Source organism: Nitratireductor sp. CH_MIT9313-5 (genome assembly GCF_037029545.1).
Classification (GTDB): Bacteria; Pseudomonadota; Alphaproteobacteria; order Rhizobiales; family Rhizobiaceae; genus Chelativorans.
Genome location: NZ_JAYMER010000014.1, coordinates 154,618 through 172,711 on the forward strand (window position 1 = coordinate 154,618; position 18,094 = coordinate 172,711).

Annotated in this window: 19 protein-coding genes; 8 read left to right on the forward strand and 11 right to left on the reverse strand. The window is 60.0% G+C overall.

The features are described 5' to 3' along the window. Positions 1 to 33: 33 nt before the first annotated feature. On the reverse strand, positions 34 to 318 hold the full coding sequence (locus tag WA367_RS08275; RefSeq protein WP_336056314.1) for a DUF3572 domain-containing protein: 285 nt from the start codon (positions 316 to 318) through the stop codon (positions 34 to 36). 222 nt (positions 319 to 540) lie between these two features. Here WA367_RS08275 and WA367_RS08280 point away from each other — a divergent pair, with 222 nt between their 5' ends. After that, a complete protein-coding gene (locus tag WA367_RS08280) occupies positions 541 to 912 on the forward strand; it encodes a response regulator (protein ID WP_336056315.1) in 372 nt (123 codons plus the stop codon). 34 nt (positions 913 to 946) lie between these two features. Next, positions 947 to 2,323, forward strand: a complete 1,377-nt coding sequence (locus tag WA367_RS08285) for a PleD family two-component system response regulator (protein ID WP_336056316.1) — start codon at positions 947 to 949, stop codon at positions 2,321 to 2,323. 405 nt (positions 2,324 to 2,728) lie between these two features. Here WA367_RS08285 and rpmG read toward each other — a convergent pair whose 3' ends face one another. The 5 genes from rpmG to topA all read right to left on the reverse strand — a co-directional run bounded on the left by rpmG (position 2,729) and on the right by topA (position 9,237). Then, entirely contained in the window at positions 2,729 to 2,896 is a 168-nt protein-coding gene (rpmG, locus tag WA367_RS08290; protein WP_336056317.1) for a 50S ribosomal protein L33, read from the reverse strand. 234 nt (positions 2,897 to 3,130) lie between these two features. Next, complete coding sequence (locus WA367_RS08295; RefSeq protein ID WP_336057073.1) at positions 3,131 to 3,871, reverse strand: NUDIX hydrolase; 741 nt, start codon at positions 3,869 to 3,871, stop codon at positions 3,131 to 3,133. Between the two features lie 25 nt (positions 3,872 to 3,896). Further along, a complete protein-coding gene (locus WA367_RS08300; protein ID WP_336056318.1) occupies positions 3,897 to 4,322 on the reverse strand; it encodes a DUF983 domain-containing protein in 426 nt (141 codons plus the stop codon). A gap of 2 nt (positions 4,323 to 4,324) precedes the next feature. After that, the gene (gene rnr / locus WA367_RS08305; protein ID WP_336056319.1) at positions 4,325 to 6,628 is read right to left on the reverse strand and encodes a ribonuclease R; all 2,304 of its coding nucleotides are present in this window, start codon (positions 6,626 to 6,628) and stop codon (positions 4,325 to 4,327) included. A gap of 5 nt (positions 6,629 to 6,633) precedes the next feature. Then, complete coding sequence (topA, locus tag WA367_RS08310) at positions 6,634 to 9,237, reverse strand: type I DNA topoisomerase (protein ID WP_336056320.1); 2,604 nt, start codon at positions 9,235 to 9,237, stop codon at positions 6,634 to 6,636. 305 nt (positions 9,238 to 9,542) lie between these two features. Between topA and WA367_RS08315 the strand changes: the two genes are divergently transcribed. After that, positions 9,543 to 9,740 carry a hypothetical protein gene (locus WA367_RS08315; RefSeq protein WP_336056321.1) on the forward strand — a complete coding sequence of 66 codons (198 nt, stop codon included), beginning with the start codon at positions 9,543 to 9,545 and terminating at the stop codon, positions 9,738 to 9,740. Here the strand turns inward: WA367_RS08315 and dprA are convergent. The 4 genes from dprA to WA367_RS08335 are packed head-to-tail and all read right to left on the reverse strand — an operon-like array spanning position 9,717 to position 13,732. After that, positions 9,717 to 10,844, reverse strand: coding sequence for a DNA-processing protein DprA (gene dprA / locus WA367_RS08320; protein WP_336056322.1), 1,128 nt, complete (start codon positions 10,842 to 10,844; stop codon positions 9,717 to 9,719). The genes WA367_RS08315 and dprA overlap by 24 nt on opposite strands. Continuing rightward, a complete protein-coding gene (gene plsY, locus WA367_RS08325) occupies positions 10,841 to 11,440 on the reverse strand; it encodes a glycerol-3-phosphate 1-O-acyltransferase PlsY (RefSeq protein WP_336057074.1) in 600 nt (199 codons plus the stop codon). Before plsY ends, dprA begins: the two co-directional genes overlap by 4 nt. Before the next feature lie 43 nt (positions 11,441 to 11,483). Beyond that, positions 11,484 to 12,770, reverse strand: a complete 1,287-nt coding sequence (locus tag WA367_RS08330) for a dihydroorotase (RefSeq protein WP_336056323.1) — start codon at positions 12,768 to 12,770, stop codon at positions 11,484 to 11,486. After that, positions 12,767 to 13,732: an aspartate carbamoyltransferase catalytic subunit gene (locus WA367_RS08335; RefSeq protein ID WP_336056324.1), complete on the reverse strand. Its 966-nt coding sequence runs from the start codon at positions 13,730 to 13,732 to the stop codon at positions 12,767 to 12,769. The genes WA367_RS08330 and WA367_RS08335 overlap by 4 nt, the downstream gene beginning before the upstream one ends. Positions 13,733 to 13,894: 162 nt before the next feature. Here WA367_RS08335 and WA367_RS08340 point away from each other — a divergent pair, with 162 nt between their 5' ends. The 3 genes from WA367_RS08340 (at position 13,895) to WA367_RS08350 (ending at position 16,429) form a co-directional block, all read left to right on the forward strand. Beyond that, entirely contained in the window at positions 13,895 to 15,523 is a 1,629-nt protein-coding gene (locus tag WA367_RS08340) for an acyl-CoA dehydrogenase family protein (RefSeq protein ID WP_336056325.1), read from the forward strand. An 88-nt stretch (positions 15,524 to 15,611) separates the two neighbouring features. After that, positions 15,612 to 16,127: a hypothetical protein gene (locus WA367_RS08345; RefSeq protein WP_336056326.1), complete on the forward strand. Its 516-nt coding sequence runs from the start codon at positions 15,612 to 15,614 to the stop codon at positions 16,125 to 16,127. Then, the gene (locus WA367_RS08350; protein WP_336056327.1) at positions 16,127 to 16,429 is read left to right on the forward strand and encodes a DUF6105 family protein; all 303 of its coding nucleotides are present in this window, start codon (positions 16,127 to 16,129) and stop codon (positions 16,427 to 16,429) included. The genes WA367_RS08345 and WA367_RS08350 overlap by 1 nt, the downstream gene beginning before the upstream one ends. On the opposite strand, the gene ruvX is transcribed toward WA367_RS08350, so the two are convergent. Next, positions 16,405 to 16,881 (reverse strand): Holliday junction resolvase RuvX, encoded by a 477-nt coding sequence (gene ruvX, locus WA367_RS08355; RefSeq protein WP_336056328.1) that lies wholly within the window; start codon positions 16,879 to 16,881, stop codon positions 16,405 to 16,407. The genes WA367_RS08350 and ruvX overlap by 25 nt on opposite strands. Before the next feature lie 80 nt (positions 16,882 to 16,961). Between ruvX and WA367_RS08360 the strand changes: the two genes are divergently transcribed. Continuing rightward, positions 16,962 to 17,669: a metal-dependent hydrolase gene (locus WA367_RS08360; protein WP_336056329.1), complete on the forward strand. Its 708-nt coding sequence runs from the start codon at positions 16,962 to 16,964 to the stop codon at positions 17,667 to 17,669. Positions 17,670 to 17,753: 84 nt separating this feature from the next. Further along, on the forward strand, positions 17,754 to 18,041 hold the full coding sequence (gene gatC, locus WA367_RS08365; protein ID WP_336056330.1) for an Asp-tRNA(Asn)/Glu-tRNA(Gln) amidotransferase subunit GatC: 288 nt from the start codon (positions 17,754 to 17,756) through the stop codon (positions 18,039 to 18,041). Positions 18,042 to 18,094: the final 53 nt, after the last annotated feature.

An 18,094-nucleotide genomic window follows, 5' to 3' on the forward strand; every position in this document is an offset into this window, starting at 1 on the left:
CCCCCAGCCTCTGTTTGCGACAAGAAGCGCGGCTCAGATCGATTGTTCGTATCTGTTGTCGCCGAAGGGCAGGGCGTTGAGTGCACGCGAAACAAGGGCAGGGTCCGTCTGCGTCTCTTCGCTGAAGCGCATGAGCGTTGGTTCGTGCGCCAGAATGAACTGCAGCACGCCTGCGAGGAAACCGGGTTCGCGCGCCGCTTGCCGGACCTGATCTGCCTCTATCCCGGTCAACGACAGGAAACGCGGAAGAAGCTCCGGATCGGATGCGATGAATGCAAGGGCCTGGATGGCAAGTGCTTCGGCCTGATCCTGCTGCATAGTGAAGGCTCTCGGCTGGTGGTTATGCAATGATTGCGGTGCTGGGTATGGCTGGATAAGGTGCACACGCGATGGCCGGGTGCAACCAGAACACAGGCCGGTTCAGCAATAGATGCCGGAAAATCACAGCAATTACCGTTTCGTAAAACTATTGATGGCATTAAGGCAGCGGGAGCACCATGAATGTTTCCCGCAAGGGAGCGTTCACAGGTCGGGGGTTCGATGCCGAAAAAGGTAATGATAGTCGAGGACAACGAGCTCAACATGAAGCTCTTCCGTGACCTTATCGAGGCCAGCGGATACGAGACCGTGCGCACGCGCAACGGGCTTCATGCGCTTGATCTTGCCCGCGAACATCACCCTGACCTCATCCTCATGGATATCCAGCTTCCGGAAGTTTCCGGGCTGGAGGTCACCAAGTGGCTGAAAGAGGATGACGAACTGCACGACATTCCAGTGATCGCGGTCACGGCCTTCGCCATGAAAGGCGACGAGGAGCGCATCCGCCAGGGCGGTTGCGAGGCCTATATATCCAAGCCGATCTCCGTTCCCAGCTTTATCGAGACCATCAAGTCCTATCTGGGAGACGCCTGACAGCATTCAGGCACGAAACGGAGCAAGAGCCGAGATGACCGCCAGGATACTAGTTGTTGATGACGTGCCGGCGAATCTGCGGCTTCTGGAAGCCCGGCTGACGGCGGAATATTACGACGTTGTCACTGCCCGCAGCGGCCAAGACGCACTCGATATCTGCGAAAGCAGCCGCGTCGACGTGGTTCTTCTGGACATCATGATGCCGGGCATGGACGGTTTCGAGGTCTGCGAGAGACTGAAATCTGACTCTTCTACGGCACATATTCCGGTTGTCATCGTCACCGCATTGGACGGAACGGAAGAACGCATCCGCGGGCTTGAGGCCGGTGCGGATGATTTCCTCACCAAGCCGGTCAACGACCTCCAACTCGTGACCAGGGTGAAGAGTCTCGCGCGGTTGAAGGCATTGACCGACGAACTCCGCCTTCGTGCAGAGACCACGCGCAACATTGAGATCGAGCAGATACTGCAGGCCAACCGCCTTGAAGAAGGCCCGACACCCGGCGTCCTTCTTGTTGAGGAGGAAGGCGCTTCTGCCGATCGTATCGCGCGAATGCTTCGCGGCCAGTTTGATCTGAAAACAGTTTCCGATCCGCAGAAATTTGCGTTCGGCTCGGTCGGGATGGGCGTGGAATGCATTCTCGTGTCAACGCGCCTTGGCAGTCACGATCCTCTGCGTCTTTGCGCACATCTGCGTGCCCTCGAGTCCACGCGTTCAATCCCGATCGTGCTTCTGGCCGATGGCGAGGAAGAAGACACGGTGGTGCGCGGCCTCGAGCTTGGCATCAACGACTATCTGGTCAAGCCGATCGAAAAGCAGGAGCTTGTCGCCCGTCTGCGCACGCAGATCAGGCGCAAGCGCTACAATGACGGCCTGCGTTCAAGCTTTGCCCGCACCGTTGAGATGGCTGTGACTGATCCCCTTACGGGTCTGCATAACCGTCGCTATCTCGACAGCCATCTCCAGACACTTTTCGACCGCGCCCGCGCACGCAACAAGCCGCTGTCGATCATGTTCGCCGATATTGATCGCTTCAAGACGATCAATGACAGCTGGGGCCATGACGGTGGCGATGCCGTCCTGCGCGAATTCGCTGCGCGATTGCGTAAGACGCTGCGGGCCATCGACCTGGTATGCCGGTACGGTGGTGAGGAGTTCGTCGTTGTCATGCCTGAGACGGATCTTGCCGTGGCCGAGCGCGTGGCAGAACGCGTAAGGGGCGAGATAGCAGGCGAGGGGTTCCGCCCTGCAGAGGGAAAGCCTGCCATCAGCGTGACCGCCAGCCTCGGTGTGGCTGCATCGCGCGGCACGGATGACGATAGCCTGGAGCAACTTGTGAAGCGCGCCGACGAAGCGCTCTACGAGGCGAAACGTTCGGGCCGCAACCGTGTGGTTGCACCTGCAGCCTGAGGTCCCGATTCGCCGAATCTATGGTTACAGGTTTACCTTAATTAAACTTGGGCCTTCTCAATGGTTAAGTAAGTGTTGATTTTGCGCGATTATTGCGCGACTGTCCTGTCGAAATCACTGGTGTTTACGGATCAAGTTTCCCTACACCAGTAAAGATACCCCATGATGCTCAGGTCCGCCGCATCTCCTGGGTCCGTGGGGTTGGCCGGTCGGCGCTGGCGTAACAGTGGCCTCCTCGTACCGCTGCCAGATTGTCGGCCGGCCCCCTTTTTTTCTCCACCTCACATACCGTAGGCGTGGCAATGCGACGTGTCAGGTGCTGCACGGTGGGTATTGCATACAGCCCAAACGAAAAACGGCGCCTTGCGGCGCCGTCTGCAGAAGCAGGTAACTCCCTGAGGGAAATTACTTGATCTTCGTTTCCTTGAACTCGACATGCTTGCGTACGACCGGGTCATACTTACGCACTGTCATCTTCTCGGTCATGGTACGGCTGTTCTTCTTCGCAACGTAAAAGAAGCCAGTGTCGGCCGTCGACAGGAGTTTGATCTTGATGGTCGTGGCCTTGGCCATGTCACAAATCCATTTTCTCTAGGGGTGGAACGCGACGCCCATATGAAAAGGTTCGCGTGAAATCTCGGCGCGAGACATAAAGGGAAGGCCAGAAATGTCAAGCCTCCCGGTGAAAGAGAAGCCTTTGATAGGCAGTCTGATCGCAGGAAGTTGGGATTTTTCCCAATAGCAGTGACGCTCCACGGGTTCAGAAAAGCCCTCAGGCACTGAACCATAGGGCCGTGATTCCTCCTGTCAGAGCAGCTCCTTCTTGAACACGTTCCGCCGCATTGCATAAAAGGGGACCTTGCTGCCGGGCGTGAGGTCCGGGTCCTTCTCCAGCCGGTTTTGAAGGTCTAGCAGCACCGTACGGGTGATCATCGGGATCTCGTGCTCGATCGCTTCGGGAATCGGCAGCCAGACAATTTCTTCGAGCTCATCCGTCGGCCCGCCATCGGCAAGCTCCACGGCGACATCATCCCGGAAGGCGGCAAGAAAGCGTGTGTCATAGCGCCGCACGCGCCCGGGAGGCGTGACGGCACGCGCGATCAGACGCAGCCGGTCGAGACAGGGCTCTATGCCAGCCTCCACAAAAACCTGCCATTGGGGACTGCGGGTGAGGAAACGGCCTCGACGCCCCAGAAGCAGGCCTGCTTCCTCATAAGTTTCCCGGATGGCCGACATCGCTATGGCGCGGGCTCTTGTGGCGGTGAGGCGGTTTGCGCGCGCACGCAGTTTTGCCTCCTCAGCGGGATGCAGCGCCGCGGAAATGCGGATACGTCCATCGCCGGGATCGGTCCTGCCGCCGGGAAAAACATAACGCCCGGGCATGAATGTGTGGCGCTGGTGCCTGCGTCCCATGAGGACGCGCGGCTCGGACCCTGCGCGGTCGATGAGAATGAGCGTTGCGGCATCCTTGGGGCGCAAGGGGCCGGGACCCAGGGCGAAATCCTTCGACTCCGCCTTGTCGACCTGCTCGCGGGACAGGCCGGCCATGCTTGTGGCAGATGAGGCTTTCGCTTCACCCATGCGCAGCTGGCCCGTCATCCTCGCCACCGAAACCGTGCATGTAGTAGGCCCATTGCAGGCCCACCACAGAACCCTTAATTGGCCCGATCAATGCGAGCGACATCACGATGGTAACAGGCACCCACAGCGCCAGATGAGCCCACAGCCCCCAATTCGTCATGGCTTCAACACCCATGAACGCACCCACCACAACATGACCGACAATGAAGATGACCAGATAGGCCGGCAAATCATCTGCACGATGGTGGGACATCTCTTCGCCACAGGCATGGCAGTGGTCTACGGTCTTGAGGAAGCTGCGGAACAGCTTGCCCTCACCGCAATGGGGACATTTGCCGAAGAAACCGCGGCGCATGGCTTCGTAGAGCGGGCGCTGCGGGCGCTTTGACTTGTCGCCGCCGAATAGCTGCTGCTTCATAACTACCTCCTGCCTCGTGTCGAGGCTCTGCCCCTGCGCCGCGCGCTTGCATCGCGCCCGCGCCGGGCCTTGTGAAACGACTTTGTCGAGCCGGGCAGTTTTGCCGGTTTGCTCAACATTTCAAAACGCATCGCGCCCTGTAACGGAGCAATCTCAACCAGGCGCACATCAACCATGTCGCCCAGCTGATAGCCCAGCCCGCTGCGCTCGCCGATCATGGCGTGGCGCGTTTCGTCGTAGATATAATAGTCGTTGCCAAGAGTGGATATGGGCACAAAGCCGTCTGCGCCAAAATGCGGCAGTTGGACGAAAATGCCAGCACCTGCCATGCCCGAAATGCGCGCCTGGAACTCCTCACCGCGCCGTGTCGCAAGATGTTCGGCAATCAGCCGGTCCACGGTTTCGCGCTCCGCTGCCATGGCGCGGCGCTCGGTCGTGGAAATGAGTGCGGCATATTCGGCAAGCTGCGCCTCATCCTGTTTGCGCAAGCCATCCTTCCCAAGGCCAAGGGCCGTAATCAGAGAGCGGTGTACAAGCAGATCGGCATAGCGTCGGATCGGCGAGGTGAAATGTGCGTAGCGGCGCAGATTGAGCCCGAAATGGCCGAGGTTCTCGGTGGCGTAGACAGCCTGGCTCTGCGAGCGCAGCACCACTTCGTTGACGAGCTGTTCCTGCTCGGTCTCGCGCACCCGCTCCAGTATCTGGTTGAACTGCGCGGGTTTGAGCGATGCGCCGCGTGCCAGTGAGATCTCGATAGTACCGAGAAATTCACGCAACGATTCCTGCTTGGCAAGCGAAGGCGCATCATGAACGCGGTAGACGACCGGCTTGCGCGCGTTTTCCAGCGTCTCCGCCGCGGCCACATTGGCCTGGATCATGAATTCCTCGATCAGCTTGTGCGCGTCGAGGCGAGGGGGCACGTATACCCGGTCCACCGTGCCGTCTTCCTTGAGCACGATCTTGCGCTCCGGCAGGTCGAGTTCCAGCGGCTCACGCGCCGCACGCCCGCGCTTGAGAATGCCATAGGCCTCCCAGAGCGGCTTCAAAATGGTGTCGAGGAGCGGACCGGTCTTCTCGTCCGGCTCGCCGTCAATAGCCGCCTGAGCCTGCTGGTAGGAAAGCTTGGCGGCCGAGCGCATCAAGACGCGATGAAAGCTGTGATCCACCTTGCGTCCTTGCGCATTGAAGCGCATGCGCACTGCCATTGCAGGCCGCGCTTCGCCTTCACGCAGCGAGCATAGATCATTGGAAATACGCTCGGGCAGCATAGGCACCACGCGGTCCGGGAAATAGACTGAGTTGCCCCGGCGCAAGGCTTCACGGTCGAGTGCCGAGCCGGTTCTCACATAGGCCGCGACATCGGCAATCGCCACGGTGACGATAACGCCGCCCTTGTTGTTCTCATCCGTGTCCGCTTCCGCATAGACTGCATCATCATGATCCTTGGCGTCGGCCGGATCGATGGTGATGAGCGGTATCTTGCGCCAGTCCTCACGACCGGAAAGGCTGGCTTCTTCCACATTCTCCGCTTCTTCCAGCACCGATTGCGGAAACACATGCGGAATCTCGTGGGCATGGATCGCAATCAGCGAAACCGCCTTTTCGGATTTCAGCGAACCCACGACTTCCGTGACGCGCCCCTTGGCCAAACCATATTTGTTGCGCGTCAGCGGTTCGGCTTCGATTAGATCGCCTTCCTTGGCGCCCTTAAGCTGGTCGGCATCGATCTCAAGTTCCGGCTGCTTGCGCTCCACCGGCTCCAGGCGCCATTCGCCCGACTTCGTGCGGGCGAGAACACCAAGCACCGAGCGCTTCTTCTTCTCGAACACCTTCATGACCTTGCCCGAATAGGGCGGGCCATCACTGTCATCGGCGGGGAAAACGCGCGCCAGAACCCGATCCCCGACACCTGCGGCAGAACGTTTCTGGCTGCGGATGGCCACGATGGGCGGCGGAATGTCCGCATCATCATCCATCTCGGCCGGACGCGCGAGCAGCGTGCCTTCGGTGTCACGCGAGAAGATGTCGAGAACGACCACATGGGGCAGGGCGCCCGGACGCATCATTTTCTTGCGGCGCTTCTTGATGTGTCCTTCGTCCTGCAACTCGCGCAGCAGGTCTTTAAGCCAGACGCGGTCGCCGGCCTTCAGGTTGAAGGCCTTGGCGATCTCGCGCTTGCCGGACCGGTCGGGGTTTTCGGTGATGTAGCGCAAGACCTCGTCACGGGAGGGCAGATGAGCTTCGGATCTCGATCCGCCCGTCGGCTCTGCATTCTTTCTCTTCGAGCCAGATATCTTGCGCGCCAATCCTTCTACTCCGTCTTGGCCTTCTTGGTGGCCTTGGGCTTTGCAGCCGTTTTCTTCGTTGCGGACTTCTTTGCCGCAGGCTTCTTTTTCGCCTTCGCACTCTTACCGCTTTTGGCCGCAATTAGTTCCAGCGCCTCTTCAAGCGTGACCTCTTGCGGGTCCTTGCCCTTGGGCAGCGTGGCATTGACCTTGCCATGATTCACATATGGACCATAGCGCCCGTCGCGGACAGTGATTGCGCCACCATCCGGATGGTCGCCGAGCTCCTTCAGCGCTGCAGCCTTTGCGCGGCCGCGTCCACCGCCCTTCGCTTGCTTTTCGGCAATGACAGTGACCGCGCGATTGAGGCCGACGGTAAAGACATCTTCCACCGATTCCAGATTGGCATAGGCGCCATCATGGAGAAGGAAGGGACCATAGCGGCCGATGCCTGCAGAGATCGGCTTGCCCGTTTCGGGATGCAGGCCAACCTCACGCGGCAGCGATAGAAGCGACAGCGCCTTTTCCAGGTCCATGGCCGCAGCCTGCCAGCCGCGCGGCAGGCTTGAACGCTTGGCTTCTTTGCCTTCGCCGCGCTGAACATAGGGGCCAAAGCGACCGGTGCGCAGCGTGATCTCTTCACCGGTCTCGGGATCGTTGCCGAGAACCTTGTCACCGTCTACGCCTGCGCCATCGCCGCCTTCACCTTCCATGCCAAGCTGGCGGGTGAAGCCACATTCGGGGTAGTTGGAGCAGCCAACAAATGCGCCATAGCGTCCAAGCTTCAGCGAGAGATTTCCGGTACCGCATTTCGGGCAGATGCGCGGATTGCTGCCGTCTTCCCGCTCGGGGAAAACCAGAGGCGCGAGCTCTTCATTGAGAACGTTCAGAACCTCCGTGACGCGCAGTTCCTTGATGTCTTCGACCGATCCGGAAAAGTCCTTCCAGAAGTCGCGCAGAACCTGCTTCCAGTCGAGCTGGCCGTCGGAGATCTTGTCGAGCTGTTCTTCGAGATCCGCCGTGAAGTCGTATTCCACATAGCGGCGGAAGAAGTTTTCCAGAAAACCGATGACGATGCGGCCCTTGGCCTGCGGCACAAGGCGGCGCTTGTCTATGGTGACGTAGTCGCGATCTTCCAGCGTCTTCAGCGTCGCGGCATAGGTGGACGGGCGGCCGATGCCGAGCTCTTCCATCTTCTTGATGAGCGAAGCTTCCGAATAGCGCGGCGGCGGTTCTGTCGTGTGCTTGGAGACCTTGATCTCCCGACGCTCCAGATCCTCGTCCCGGTTGATCTCGGGCAGTCGGTTGGAGTTCTCGTCATCGTCGCCATCTTCCTTGTCGATGGAATAGGCGGCGAGGAAGCCTTCGAAGCGAATGACCGAGCCAACGGCACGCAGTCCCGCCTTGCGGGATCCGTCATCGGCCATGATCTCCACCGTGGTGCGCTCTATCTGTGCCGCTTCCATCTGGGAAGCGATCGCGCGTTTCCAGATGATCTCGTAGAGGCGAGCCTGGTCGGCATCCAGATATTTGCGCACCTGGTCGGGCGTGCGCGAAAAATCGGTCGGACGGATGGCTTCGTGCGCTTCCTGCGCATTCTTGGCCTTGACCGAATAGTAGCGCGGCTTTTCCGGCAGATAGCGTTCGCCAAAGGTATTGGCGACGGCCTTGCGCGCCTGATCGAGCGCTTCGGGTGCCATCTGAACGCCATCGGTACGCATATAGGTGATGAGACCGGTGGTCTCGCCGCCAATATCGACACCTTCATAAAGGCGCTGTGCGACCTGCATGGTGCGCGAGGCGGAGAAGCTGAGGCGCGAGGACGCTGCCTGTTGCAGCGTGGATGTTGTGAAGGGCGGGGCCGGATTGCGCCTGGTCGGCTTCGCCTCGACCGAGAGTACCTTGTAGGACGCACTCTTTAGAAGGGCCTCGATCTCGTCAGCCTGTTCCTGACTTTTGATGGAAAGCTTCTGCAGCTTCTTGCCGTCAAGTTCCGTCAGACGTGCCTCGAACTCGTCGCCACGCGGCGTCTTGAGTTGGGCGGCAAGCTGCCAATAATCCTCGCGGATGAAACGCTCGATCTCGGATTCGCGGTCGCAGACCAGCCGCAGCGCGACCGACTGGACGCGTCCGGCCGAACGCGCACCGGGCAATTTGCGCCAGAGGACGGGTGAGAGCGTGAAGCCTACGAGATAATCCAGTGCGCGGCGCGCCAGATAGGCTTCCACCAGCGGAGCATCCACCTCGCGCGGCTCTGCCATAGCGTCGAGGATCGCTTTTTTGGTGATGGCGTTGAAGACCACGCGCTTGACTGGCTTGTCCTTCAAGGCCCGCTTCTGACGCAGAACCTCGAGCACATGCCAGGAAATCGCTTCACCTTCGCGATCCGGGTCAGTTGCGAGAATGAGGCCGTCGGCATCCTTCACCGCCTTGGTGATGTCGCTTAGACGCTTCGCCGACTGGCTGTCCACGCTCCAAGACATTTCGAAATCCTGGTCGGGAAGAACGGAGCCATCCTTGGCAGGAAGATCACGGACATGGCCGAACGAGGCCAGAACCTTGTAGTCCTTGCCCAGATATTTATTGATGGTTTTCGCCTTGGCGGGCGACTCGACAATGACGACTTCCATGCGCTGGCAATACCTCGCGGGGCCTGATTTCCAGCCAAAACTCGTTGGCAGATGCTCAAATTGTTCCGCGTGACATGGCTGCGCTTTTCCTCGTGGTCAAGAGCAGGGGGCCAAAAACGTCCGGAATGAACGCTTATGCAATTAAAACGAGTATTGCGTTAAAATTACATTTATTAGTATATAAACCATGCCTGTCACTAGGCTGGGTCCCAAGACGAAAAGGGCATGCGAACGGGGTAATAATGTTGATGTTGAGGGGGCTTGAGGCGGTTTCGATCGCCAACAGGCATGGGAGTGTGGGCACAATGCAGGCTGGTCCACGGAACAAGGCGGAGACGCTCGAATATCTTCAGGCCATGCTTGGTCAGCTTTTGGGCATGGCCAAGTCCGAGAGATGCGAGATGCTCGCCTACTTCATCGAGATGGCTTACATCGAGTGCAGCGACACGATCAGGCAGGAGCGCCCGGGCGGAAGCGCTTTAGTCCCCTTGCATCAACAGTGACACTTTCCCGCCGGGATGGCGTTCTATACGCCCGGCGAGATCCAGTTCGAGAAGGATGAGCGCGATCTGTGCGGGCATCAGCCCGGTGAAGCGGATCAGCTCATCCACCTCGACGGGGGCGACCGTCAGGGCATCAACAACCCGCATGCGGTCATCATCTTCCGGCGCGGGCGCGCTGGAAAGATCGGGCGGTTCCTCAGCGCCCTGGTAGTTGGGCGGCAGTTTTCCGATGAGCGGTGCCAGTGCTTCAACAATGTCCCGGGTTTCGGTGACAAGGCTTGCACCTTGCTTGATCAGGCCATTCGTTCCGGCTGCACGTGGATCGAGGGGAGAGCCGGGAATGGCAAAGACCAGACGCCCCATTTCGTTGGCAAGCCGTGCACTGATGAGCGAGCCGGAGCGGATCGCAGCTTCCACGACAAGCAATCCATAGGAACATCCCGCCACGATGCGATTGCGTCTTGGAAAATCGCGAGAGCGCGGCGACCAGCCAAAGGGCATTTCGCTGAGGACGACGCCTTCTTCGCAAAGGGCGGCATGCAGCGCGTCATTTTCCGGCGGATAGGGCTTGTCGAGCCCGCCTGCGAGCACGCCGATCGTGCCGGTGGCAAGGCTGGCCTGATGAACGGCGGCATCAATGCCGCGCGCCAGGCCCGACACGAGGATCAATCCTTCCCTGCCAAGCTCAGCCGCAAAGCGCCGGGCAAGCTTGGTCGCGGCAAGCGAGGCATTGCGAGCGCCAACAATTCCGAACGCCGGCTCGCGCAAAAGCTCAAGCCGTCCGCGTGCCGCGATGATTGGGGGTGGATGATCTATGCCGGTCAGAAGCGGCGGATATTCAGGCTCGCCTATGGCGATGAAACTGGCGCCGAGTCTTTGCGCCAGCTCGATCTCCGCAACCACTTCCGCCTCCGGTGGAATGCGCAGCTTGCGCGCGCCGCCGCGCTTGGCAAGTTCTGGCAGGGCTTCCAGTGCCGCTTCGGCAGAGCCGAACCGGTTGATCAGGTCGCGGAAGGTTGCGGGGCCGACATTGTCGGTCCGGATCAGGCGGAGCCACGCGAGACGCTGTCTGTCGGACAGGCGGCGCGCGCGGCCGACACTCATCCCTTGGCTCCGATCTTGGATTCGGTGCCATTCATCAAGCGGGAGATGTTCTGCCTGTGCTTGATGAAGACCAGAAGGCTCATCAGAAAGAACAGGATTGCAGGGGCATTCATGCCCAGCATGAAGAGACCCAGCGGCACGGCTATGGCTGCAAGAAGCGCCGCAAGGGACGAGTAACGTGTCGCAAAGGCCGTCCCGAGCCAAACAATGGCAAAGACAAGTGCCCCTTTCCACGTGACCACGATGAGAATGCCCAGATAGGTGGCAACGCCCTTGCCGCCCTTGAAGCCAAGCCATGCGGGATAGAGATGGCCCAGAAAGGCACCGAAGCCTGCAACAAGCGCTGCGACAGGACCGAATGCGCCCGCGATCAGCACGGCAACAGCACCCTTGAGGGCATCAAGGGCAAGCGTCAGTGCGGCGAGCTTCTTGTTGCCGGTGCGCAGCACATTGGTCGCGCCGATATTGCCGGAGCCGATCGAGCGAATATCGCCGAGGCCGGCCATTTTCGTCAGAACCAGGCCAAAGGGTATAGAGCCGAGCAGATAGCCGAAAGCCAGAGCCGCGATCATCAACAGCAGACCGCTCCCCGTCATCATGTCCATGTTCCGCTCCCCTTATTGTGGCCCAGCCAGCGGGTCAGGCCGTATATACTGTGCGGCCTGCAACCACAGTTTGCAAGACCTTGCCCTGCATGCGTGCATTCTCGAAGCTCGTATTCTTCGACAATGAACGAATATTGGCTTCCTGCACAAGCCATGGTGCATCGACATCGAGTACGACCAAGTCAGCCGGCGCACCGGGCTTCAGCGTGCCGCCGGGGAGGCCGAACAGGCGTGCTGGTGCCGTCGAGAGCGCTTCGATCAGGCGCGAGAGCGGTACTTCGCCATTGTGATAGAGCCGCAGCGCTGCTGAAAGAAGCGTCTCCAGCCCGATCGCGCCGGATGCGGCTTCCGCAAAAGGCAGGCGCTTGGTGTCCACATCCTGTGGATCGTGGGAGGAGACGATAATGTCGATCGTGCCGTCCTTGAGTGCCGCGATCATCGCCTGACGGTCATCTTCGGAGCGCAACGGCGGCGAAAGGCGGAAGAACGTCCGGTATTCGCCGATATCATTCTCGTTCAGGCTCAGATGGTTGATGCTCACGCCAGCGGTCACGCGGCTTCCGCGATCTTTCGCCTGACGAATGGCTGCTGCAGACATTTCCGTGGAGATTTCCGCGGCGTGATAGCGACCCTTGGTAAGGGCAGCGAGCATGAGATCACGCTGCAGCGGGATGGCCTCTGCCTCGCGCGGAATACCGGGAAGGCCAAGCCAGCTTGCCAGAAGCCCCTCATTCATCACGCCCGAAGCACCGAGATCCTTATCCTGCGTGCTGTGGGAGACCACGATATCCATGTCACGCGCATAGGTCAGCGCGCGGCGCATGGTCTGGGCGCTCGACAGCGTCTTGCGGCCTTCGGTCACCGCAACGGCCCCTGCGTCGTGAAGCAGGCCGAACTCGCTGAGTTCCTCGCCGCGCAATCCCTTGGTAATGGCAGCGGAGGGATGGACGTGAACGCTGGCCGTCTCGCGTGCGGTACGCAGCACGAACTCCACCAGTGCCACATCATCGATGACGGGATCCGTATCCGGCATGAGGATGATCGAAGTGACGCCACCCGCTGCCGCGGCATTGCTGGCCGAGGCTATGGTTTCGCGATGTTCCGCACCCGGCTCGCCAACGAAGACCCGCGCATCCACGAGGCCGGGAATGATGGTCGCGCCGCGACAGTCGATGATCTTCGCCCCTTCCGGTGCGCCCTGGTTAAGCGCATCGGCACCCGAAGCGGCGATCTTGCCGTCCTGAACGAGCACGGCACCATCTTCTTCCATCTTTCGGGATGGGTCGATGATGCGCGCATTCTTGAAAAGGGTGGCGCTCATGGCTTCGCTCCCTCCGCATCGCGTCGGGGATCGAGCAGCGCTTCCATGACGGCCATGCGTACGGCGACGCCCATCTCCACCTGCTCCTGTATCATGCTTTGGGGACCGTCTGCGACTTCCGAGGCAATCTCAACGCCGCGATTCATGGGGCCGGGATGCATGACAAGCGCGTCGGGAGCCGCTGCCCTCAGCTTCTTGGCGTCAAGGCCGAAGAAACGGAAATATTCGCGCGTTGATGGCACGAAGGTACCAGCCATGCGCTCGCGCTGCAGGCGCAGCATCATGACAACGTCGGCACCGGCAATGCCCTCTTCAAGACGTGTGAATGGCTCGACACCCATCTGGCCGATACCCGAGGGCAGCAGCGTCGATGGCGCGACGACACGCACCCGCGCACCCATGGCATTCAGCAGAATGATGTTGGATCGCGCAACGCGGGAGTGAAGTATGTCGCCGCAGATCGCCACCGTCAGCCCGTGAATGCGACCCCTTGCGCGGCGGATCGTCAGCGCGTCAAGCAGCGCCTGTGTAGGATGCTCATGCGCACCATCACCGGCATTGACCACGGAACAACCGACCTTCTGCGCAAGAAGTGCCGCAGCACCGGCAGCCGCATGGCGGATGACAAGAATGTCGGGGCGCATCGCGTTGAGCGTGACGGCCGTATCGAGCAGTGTCTCGCCCTTCTTTGCCGATGAGCTTGCCACTGACATGTTCATCACATCCGCGCCAAGCCGTTTTCCGGCCAGCTCGAAAGACGACTGCGTGCGCGTCGAGGCTTCGTAGAAGAGGTTGATCTGGGTGCGCCCGCGCAGGACCGAAGATTTCTTCTCCGACTGACGTGAAAGGGCGACCGCGGCGTCCGCACGATCAAGCAAAAGCTCGATATCGAGGGGCGACAGCCCCTTGATGCCGAGCAGATGTCGGTGCGGGTAAAGGGGAAGGGGGCTTTGCTGTGTCATCTCAAGCCGTTGCTATATGCGCGCGAGCGCGAGCGGGCAAGCTGTTGCATGTGATGCATGATGATTTCCCCCTGTTTTCATTGCGGAAAGAAACATGCACTAGGCTTGTGCTACAAGATGCGGATTCTCCGCGTGCACATTCGAAGCCGAAGGACCTGAAGCGTGAATCACGAGGTAACGAACCAGCCGCCGCCGCTCAGCGGAACAAATGCCTGGCGCACCGATCCGCTGGCACTGCAGGCGGGCGAAAGGTTTTCCGAGGAGGTGCGCAAGGAACTCGAGGTCCTTGGACGCTTTGTTCGCACGCCCGAAGCGCTGGATCTGGCGCGGCTTGCCAATGAAAACCCGCCGGTTCTGAAAACGCATGACCGCTATGGTCGGCGCGCCGATATCGTCGAATATCACCCGGCCTATCACGCACTGATGCGCCGCTCGGTTCAGACTGGGCTTCACTCTTCGGTGTGGGAAGACAGTGCGGGAGAGAAGGGCCAGCGCCACCAGGTGCGTGCGGCACGCTTCTTCCTCACCGGCCAGCTTGAATCAGGGCATCTGTGCCCGCTGACCATGACCAACGCCTCGCTTGCAGCTCTCATGTCCGCGCCTGATCTCTTCCGCGCCTGGGGTCCGCGAGTCATTGCCCGCAAATATGACCACTCCCATCGCCCCGCCAGCCAGAAGCAGGGCGTGACCATCGGCATGGGCATGACCGAGAAGCAGGGCGGCACCGATGTGCGCGCCAACACCACCACTGCGGAACCGGCCGGAAGCAATCTTTACCGGATCAACGGTCACAAATGGTTCATGTCCGCGCCCATGAGTGACGCTTTTCTGGTGCTTGCGCAGGCAAAGGAGGGCCTGACCTGTTTCCTCGCGCCGCGCGTGACGGACGACAACGCAAGCAATGGCTTCCGCTTCCAGCGCCTGAAGGACAAGCTCGGCAACCGTTCCAATGCTTCGTCCGAAGTCGAGTTTCACAACACGCTTGCCTATCGCGTCGGTGATGAAGGTGCCGGCATTCGCACAATTATGGACATGGTGACGCTGACAAGGCTCGATTGCGCGTTGGGGTCTGCGGGCCTGATGCGCGCGAGCCTCGCCGAAGCCGTCCACCACACGCGCCATCGTACCGTCTTTGGTGACAGGCTGTTCGACCAGCCCCTGATGCAGCGTGTGCTTGCGGATCTGGCCCTTGATGTGGCTGCGGCAACAGCGCTGTCCTTCCGGCTGGCGCGTTCCTTCGACGAGGCGGCAAACAACAAGGCCGAAGCAGCATTCGCGCGCGCCATGACGCCGGTGGTGAAATATTGGGTCTGCAAGATCGCGCCCGCCATCACCTATGAGGCGATGGAGTGCCTGGGCGGCACCGGATATGTGGAGGAAACGCCGCTCGCGCGCCATTATCGCGAGGCACCGGTGAACGCGATCTGGGAAGGGTCCGGCAATGTGATGGCGCTGGACGTTCTGCGCGTGATCGGTCGCAACGCGACTCTGTTCGACGATGTTCTTGCAGCCATTCATCAGGATCTGGGGCCGAAGGGCAAGGGCACGGTCGAGGTGCTGAAGGCGGCGATCAGCGTCTGTCAGAGCGATGTGGGCTCTGCGCGAATCCTCACCGAGCAGCTTGCGCTTGCAGCCGCTGCTGCGGAACTGCGCCGCATGGGAGCAGGGCAGGTGGCCGATGCCTTCATCGAAACCCGGTTGGCAGGTCAGTGGCGCGGCACATATGGGATGCTTGACGCGCGTCACGACGCGGCAACCATCCTTGAGATGCTTTATCCTTCCGAGGGATGAGCGCGGGCTGCTGCAGTTAAGGTTAACAAAAGGTTATCATTGAAGTTGCAACCCTTGCGCGCCACTTTCAGCTCAACGGGAGTCGATCATGTCGCGCAGCATCCACATCAGCGTGTCCTTGTTCTGGATGGCGTTCTTCGCCATAGGAGCATCCACGCGTCTGCTATCTGCCCATAGCCTCTTCTTCGAAGGGGGCGGGGTGGCCGAGGGACTCCTGCAGGCATTCCTGGCCCTCGTGCCGGCACTCGCGGCAGCACTGTTCGCCTGGCTGCTGTTCACCACGCTATCTACGCTTGAGGATGTGCTGGCCTTGCCGCAGGTTGCCGATATGGCCTTCGGCACTGGCGTTCTCGCGCTGATGGTCTCCATCCTTGCAGGCGCGGTGACGACGGTCGATCCGATGGATGTCGCCTCTGCAGCACTTTCCGCCATGGCGGCGTTGATGGCATCCTATCTGGCCATTCGCTGGTTTTCGACCGATCACGACCATGCAGAGGTTGCAGATGTGCAGGAACAGGAGCGCGCCGCGCGCATTCTGGCCCTCAAGGCAGCCCACGGCTCAATGGTCGATCGGCTGGCCCCTCCGAGAGGGAGCGGCGACTGATGCGCTATTTCTTCATCTTCTTCGTCATACCGATGAGCCTGTTCTGGGGCTGGTATCTGTTGGCTTATAACGATGTGGGGCTGGGGACGCCGATCTTTACGCGCCAGGCCCATGACCACGTCTTCGGCATCTATGGGCAGATCCTTGGCATCGACCCCGACACGATCGCACCTATGGTGGCGCGAGCCTGTGTTGTCGACGGCGCGATACTTCTGGCCATCATCGCATTCCGTCGGCGCAAGAAGATCATGGCCTGGCTAGCGCAAAAGAAAGTGCTTCAGCGGGCAGCTCCAAGCGCGTGAAGCCGGTCAAGCGCGCCTTGCAGGATGAACGAGGCGGCGGCCGAATCAATCCTCTCGCTGCGTTTGGCTCGTGAAACATCCATCTCAAGAAGTGTACGTTCGGCGGCAACCGTGGAAAGCCGCTCATCCCAGAACACGATTGGCAGATCACTCTTCGGCGACAGATTGCGAATGAAGGCGCGTGTCGACTGGGCGCGCGGACCCTCGGTCCCGTCCATGTTTCTCGGCAGGCCGATGACGATTGCCGCCACCTTTTCCTGTGCCATCTGTTTCAGGAGCTGCTCTGCATCCTGGGTGAATTTCTTGCGCATGATGACCGGCCGGGGTGAGGCAAATCGACGGCCAAGATCGGAGACGGCGACGCCGATTGTCTTGGTGCCGAGATCCAGGCCCATCAATGAACCTGTTGCAGGCAGCCGTTCGATCAGTTCTTCAAGAGTTACGATTTCCAACTGCAATCACCATCCATGGCCTTTGACACCTATGGCCGCGCTTCTATCCTTGCGCGCACAAACAATCGAGGAGCTTTATCATGCAAGTCACCTGGTATGGACATTCTGCATTCCGCGTAGAGACAGGCAACGCGAAGATCCTCATCGATCCGTTTCTCACCGGCAATCCCGCCTGGGATGGTGGCTGGGAAGAACCGGCAGAAGGTGTAACCCATGTGCTTCTGACACACGGGCATAATGATCACGTCGGCGATGCGGTGGAAATTCTGAAGAAGACTGGCGCGATGCTGGTGGCAAATTTCGAACTCTGCAGCTACCTCGTTTCCCAAGGCGTGGCCGAGGACAAGATCAGCCCCGGCAATCACGGCGGCACGGTGGATTGCGGTGGCTTCACCACCACTTTCGTGAACGCGCTTCACTCCTCATCCTATTCCAGCGGTGACGGGCCCGCTGTTTATCTCGGCAATCCGGCCGGTCTGGTGCTGCATTTCCCCGACGACAAGTCGCTCTATCATATGGGTGATACGGACATTTTCGGCGACATGGCACTCATTCAGGAGCTTCATCAGCCGCAGATCGGCCTCGTTCCGGTGGGAGACCGGTTCACCATGGGTGGCGCTGTCGCAGCTCTCGCTTGCCAGCGCTATTTTACCTTCGAGACGGTTATTCCCTGCCACTTCGGGTCGTTCCCGATCATCGACCAGGATGCGCAGAAATTCGTGGATGCCATGGAAGGCGCACCCTCCAAGGTGCTTCTTCCGGAGAAGGGCAAGCCCTTCACGCTCTAGCTTTTTGTGGTGAGGCAGTTGCATGGGATGGCCGGCGCGACTATAGCCCGTGCCATCCAGTGCCTGGGCTGAGGAAACAGCGAAATGTCCGTAGATATCGATACCGTCAAGCGCGTGGCCCATCTTGCACGCATCGAAGTACAGGATGCCGATGCCGAGCGCATGACGGGTGAACTCAATCAGATTCTTGGCTTTGTCGAGCAGTTGAGCGAAGTGAATGTGGATGGCGTGGAGCCGATGACCTCCGCCATTCCGACCACCATGCGCCTGCGCCCCGACGAGGTGACGGACGGCAACAAGGCCGACGATGTGGTGGCCAATGCACCGGCATCGGAAGACAATTTCTTCATGGTGCCGAAGGTTGTCGAGTAGGCGCGAGCTTCATTCCATCTAGCTATTCTGGCTGTTCCCAAGCGGACGAGATT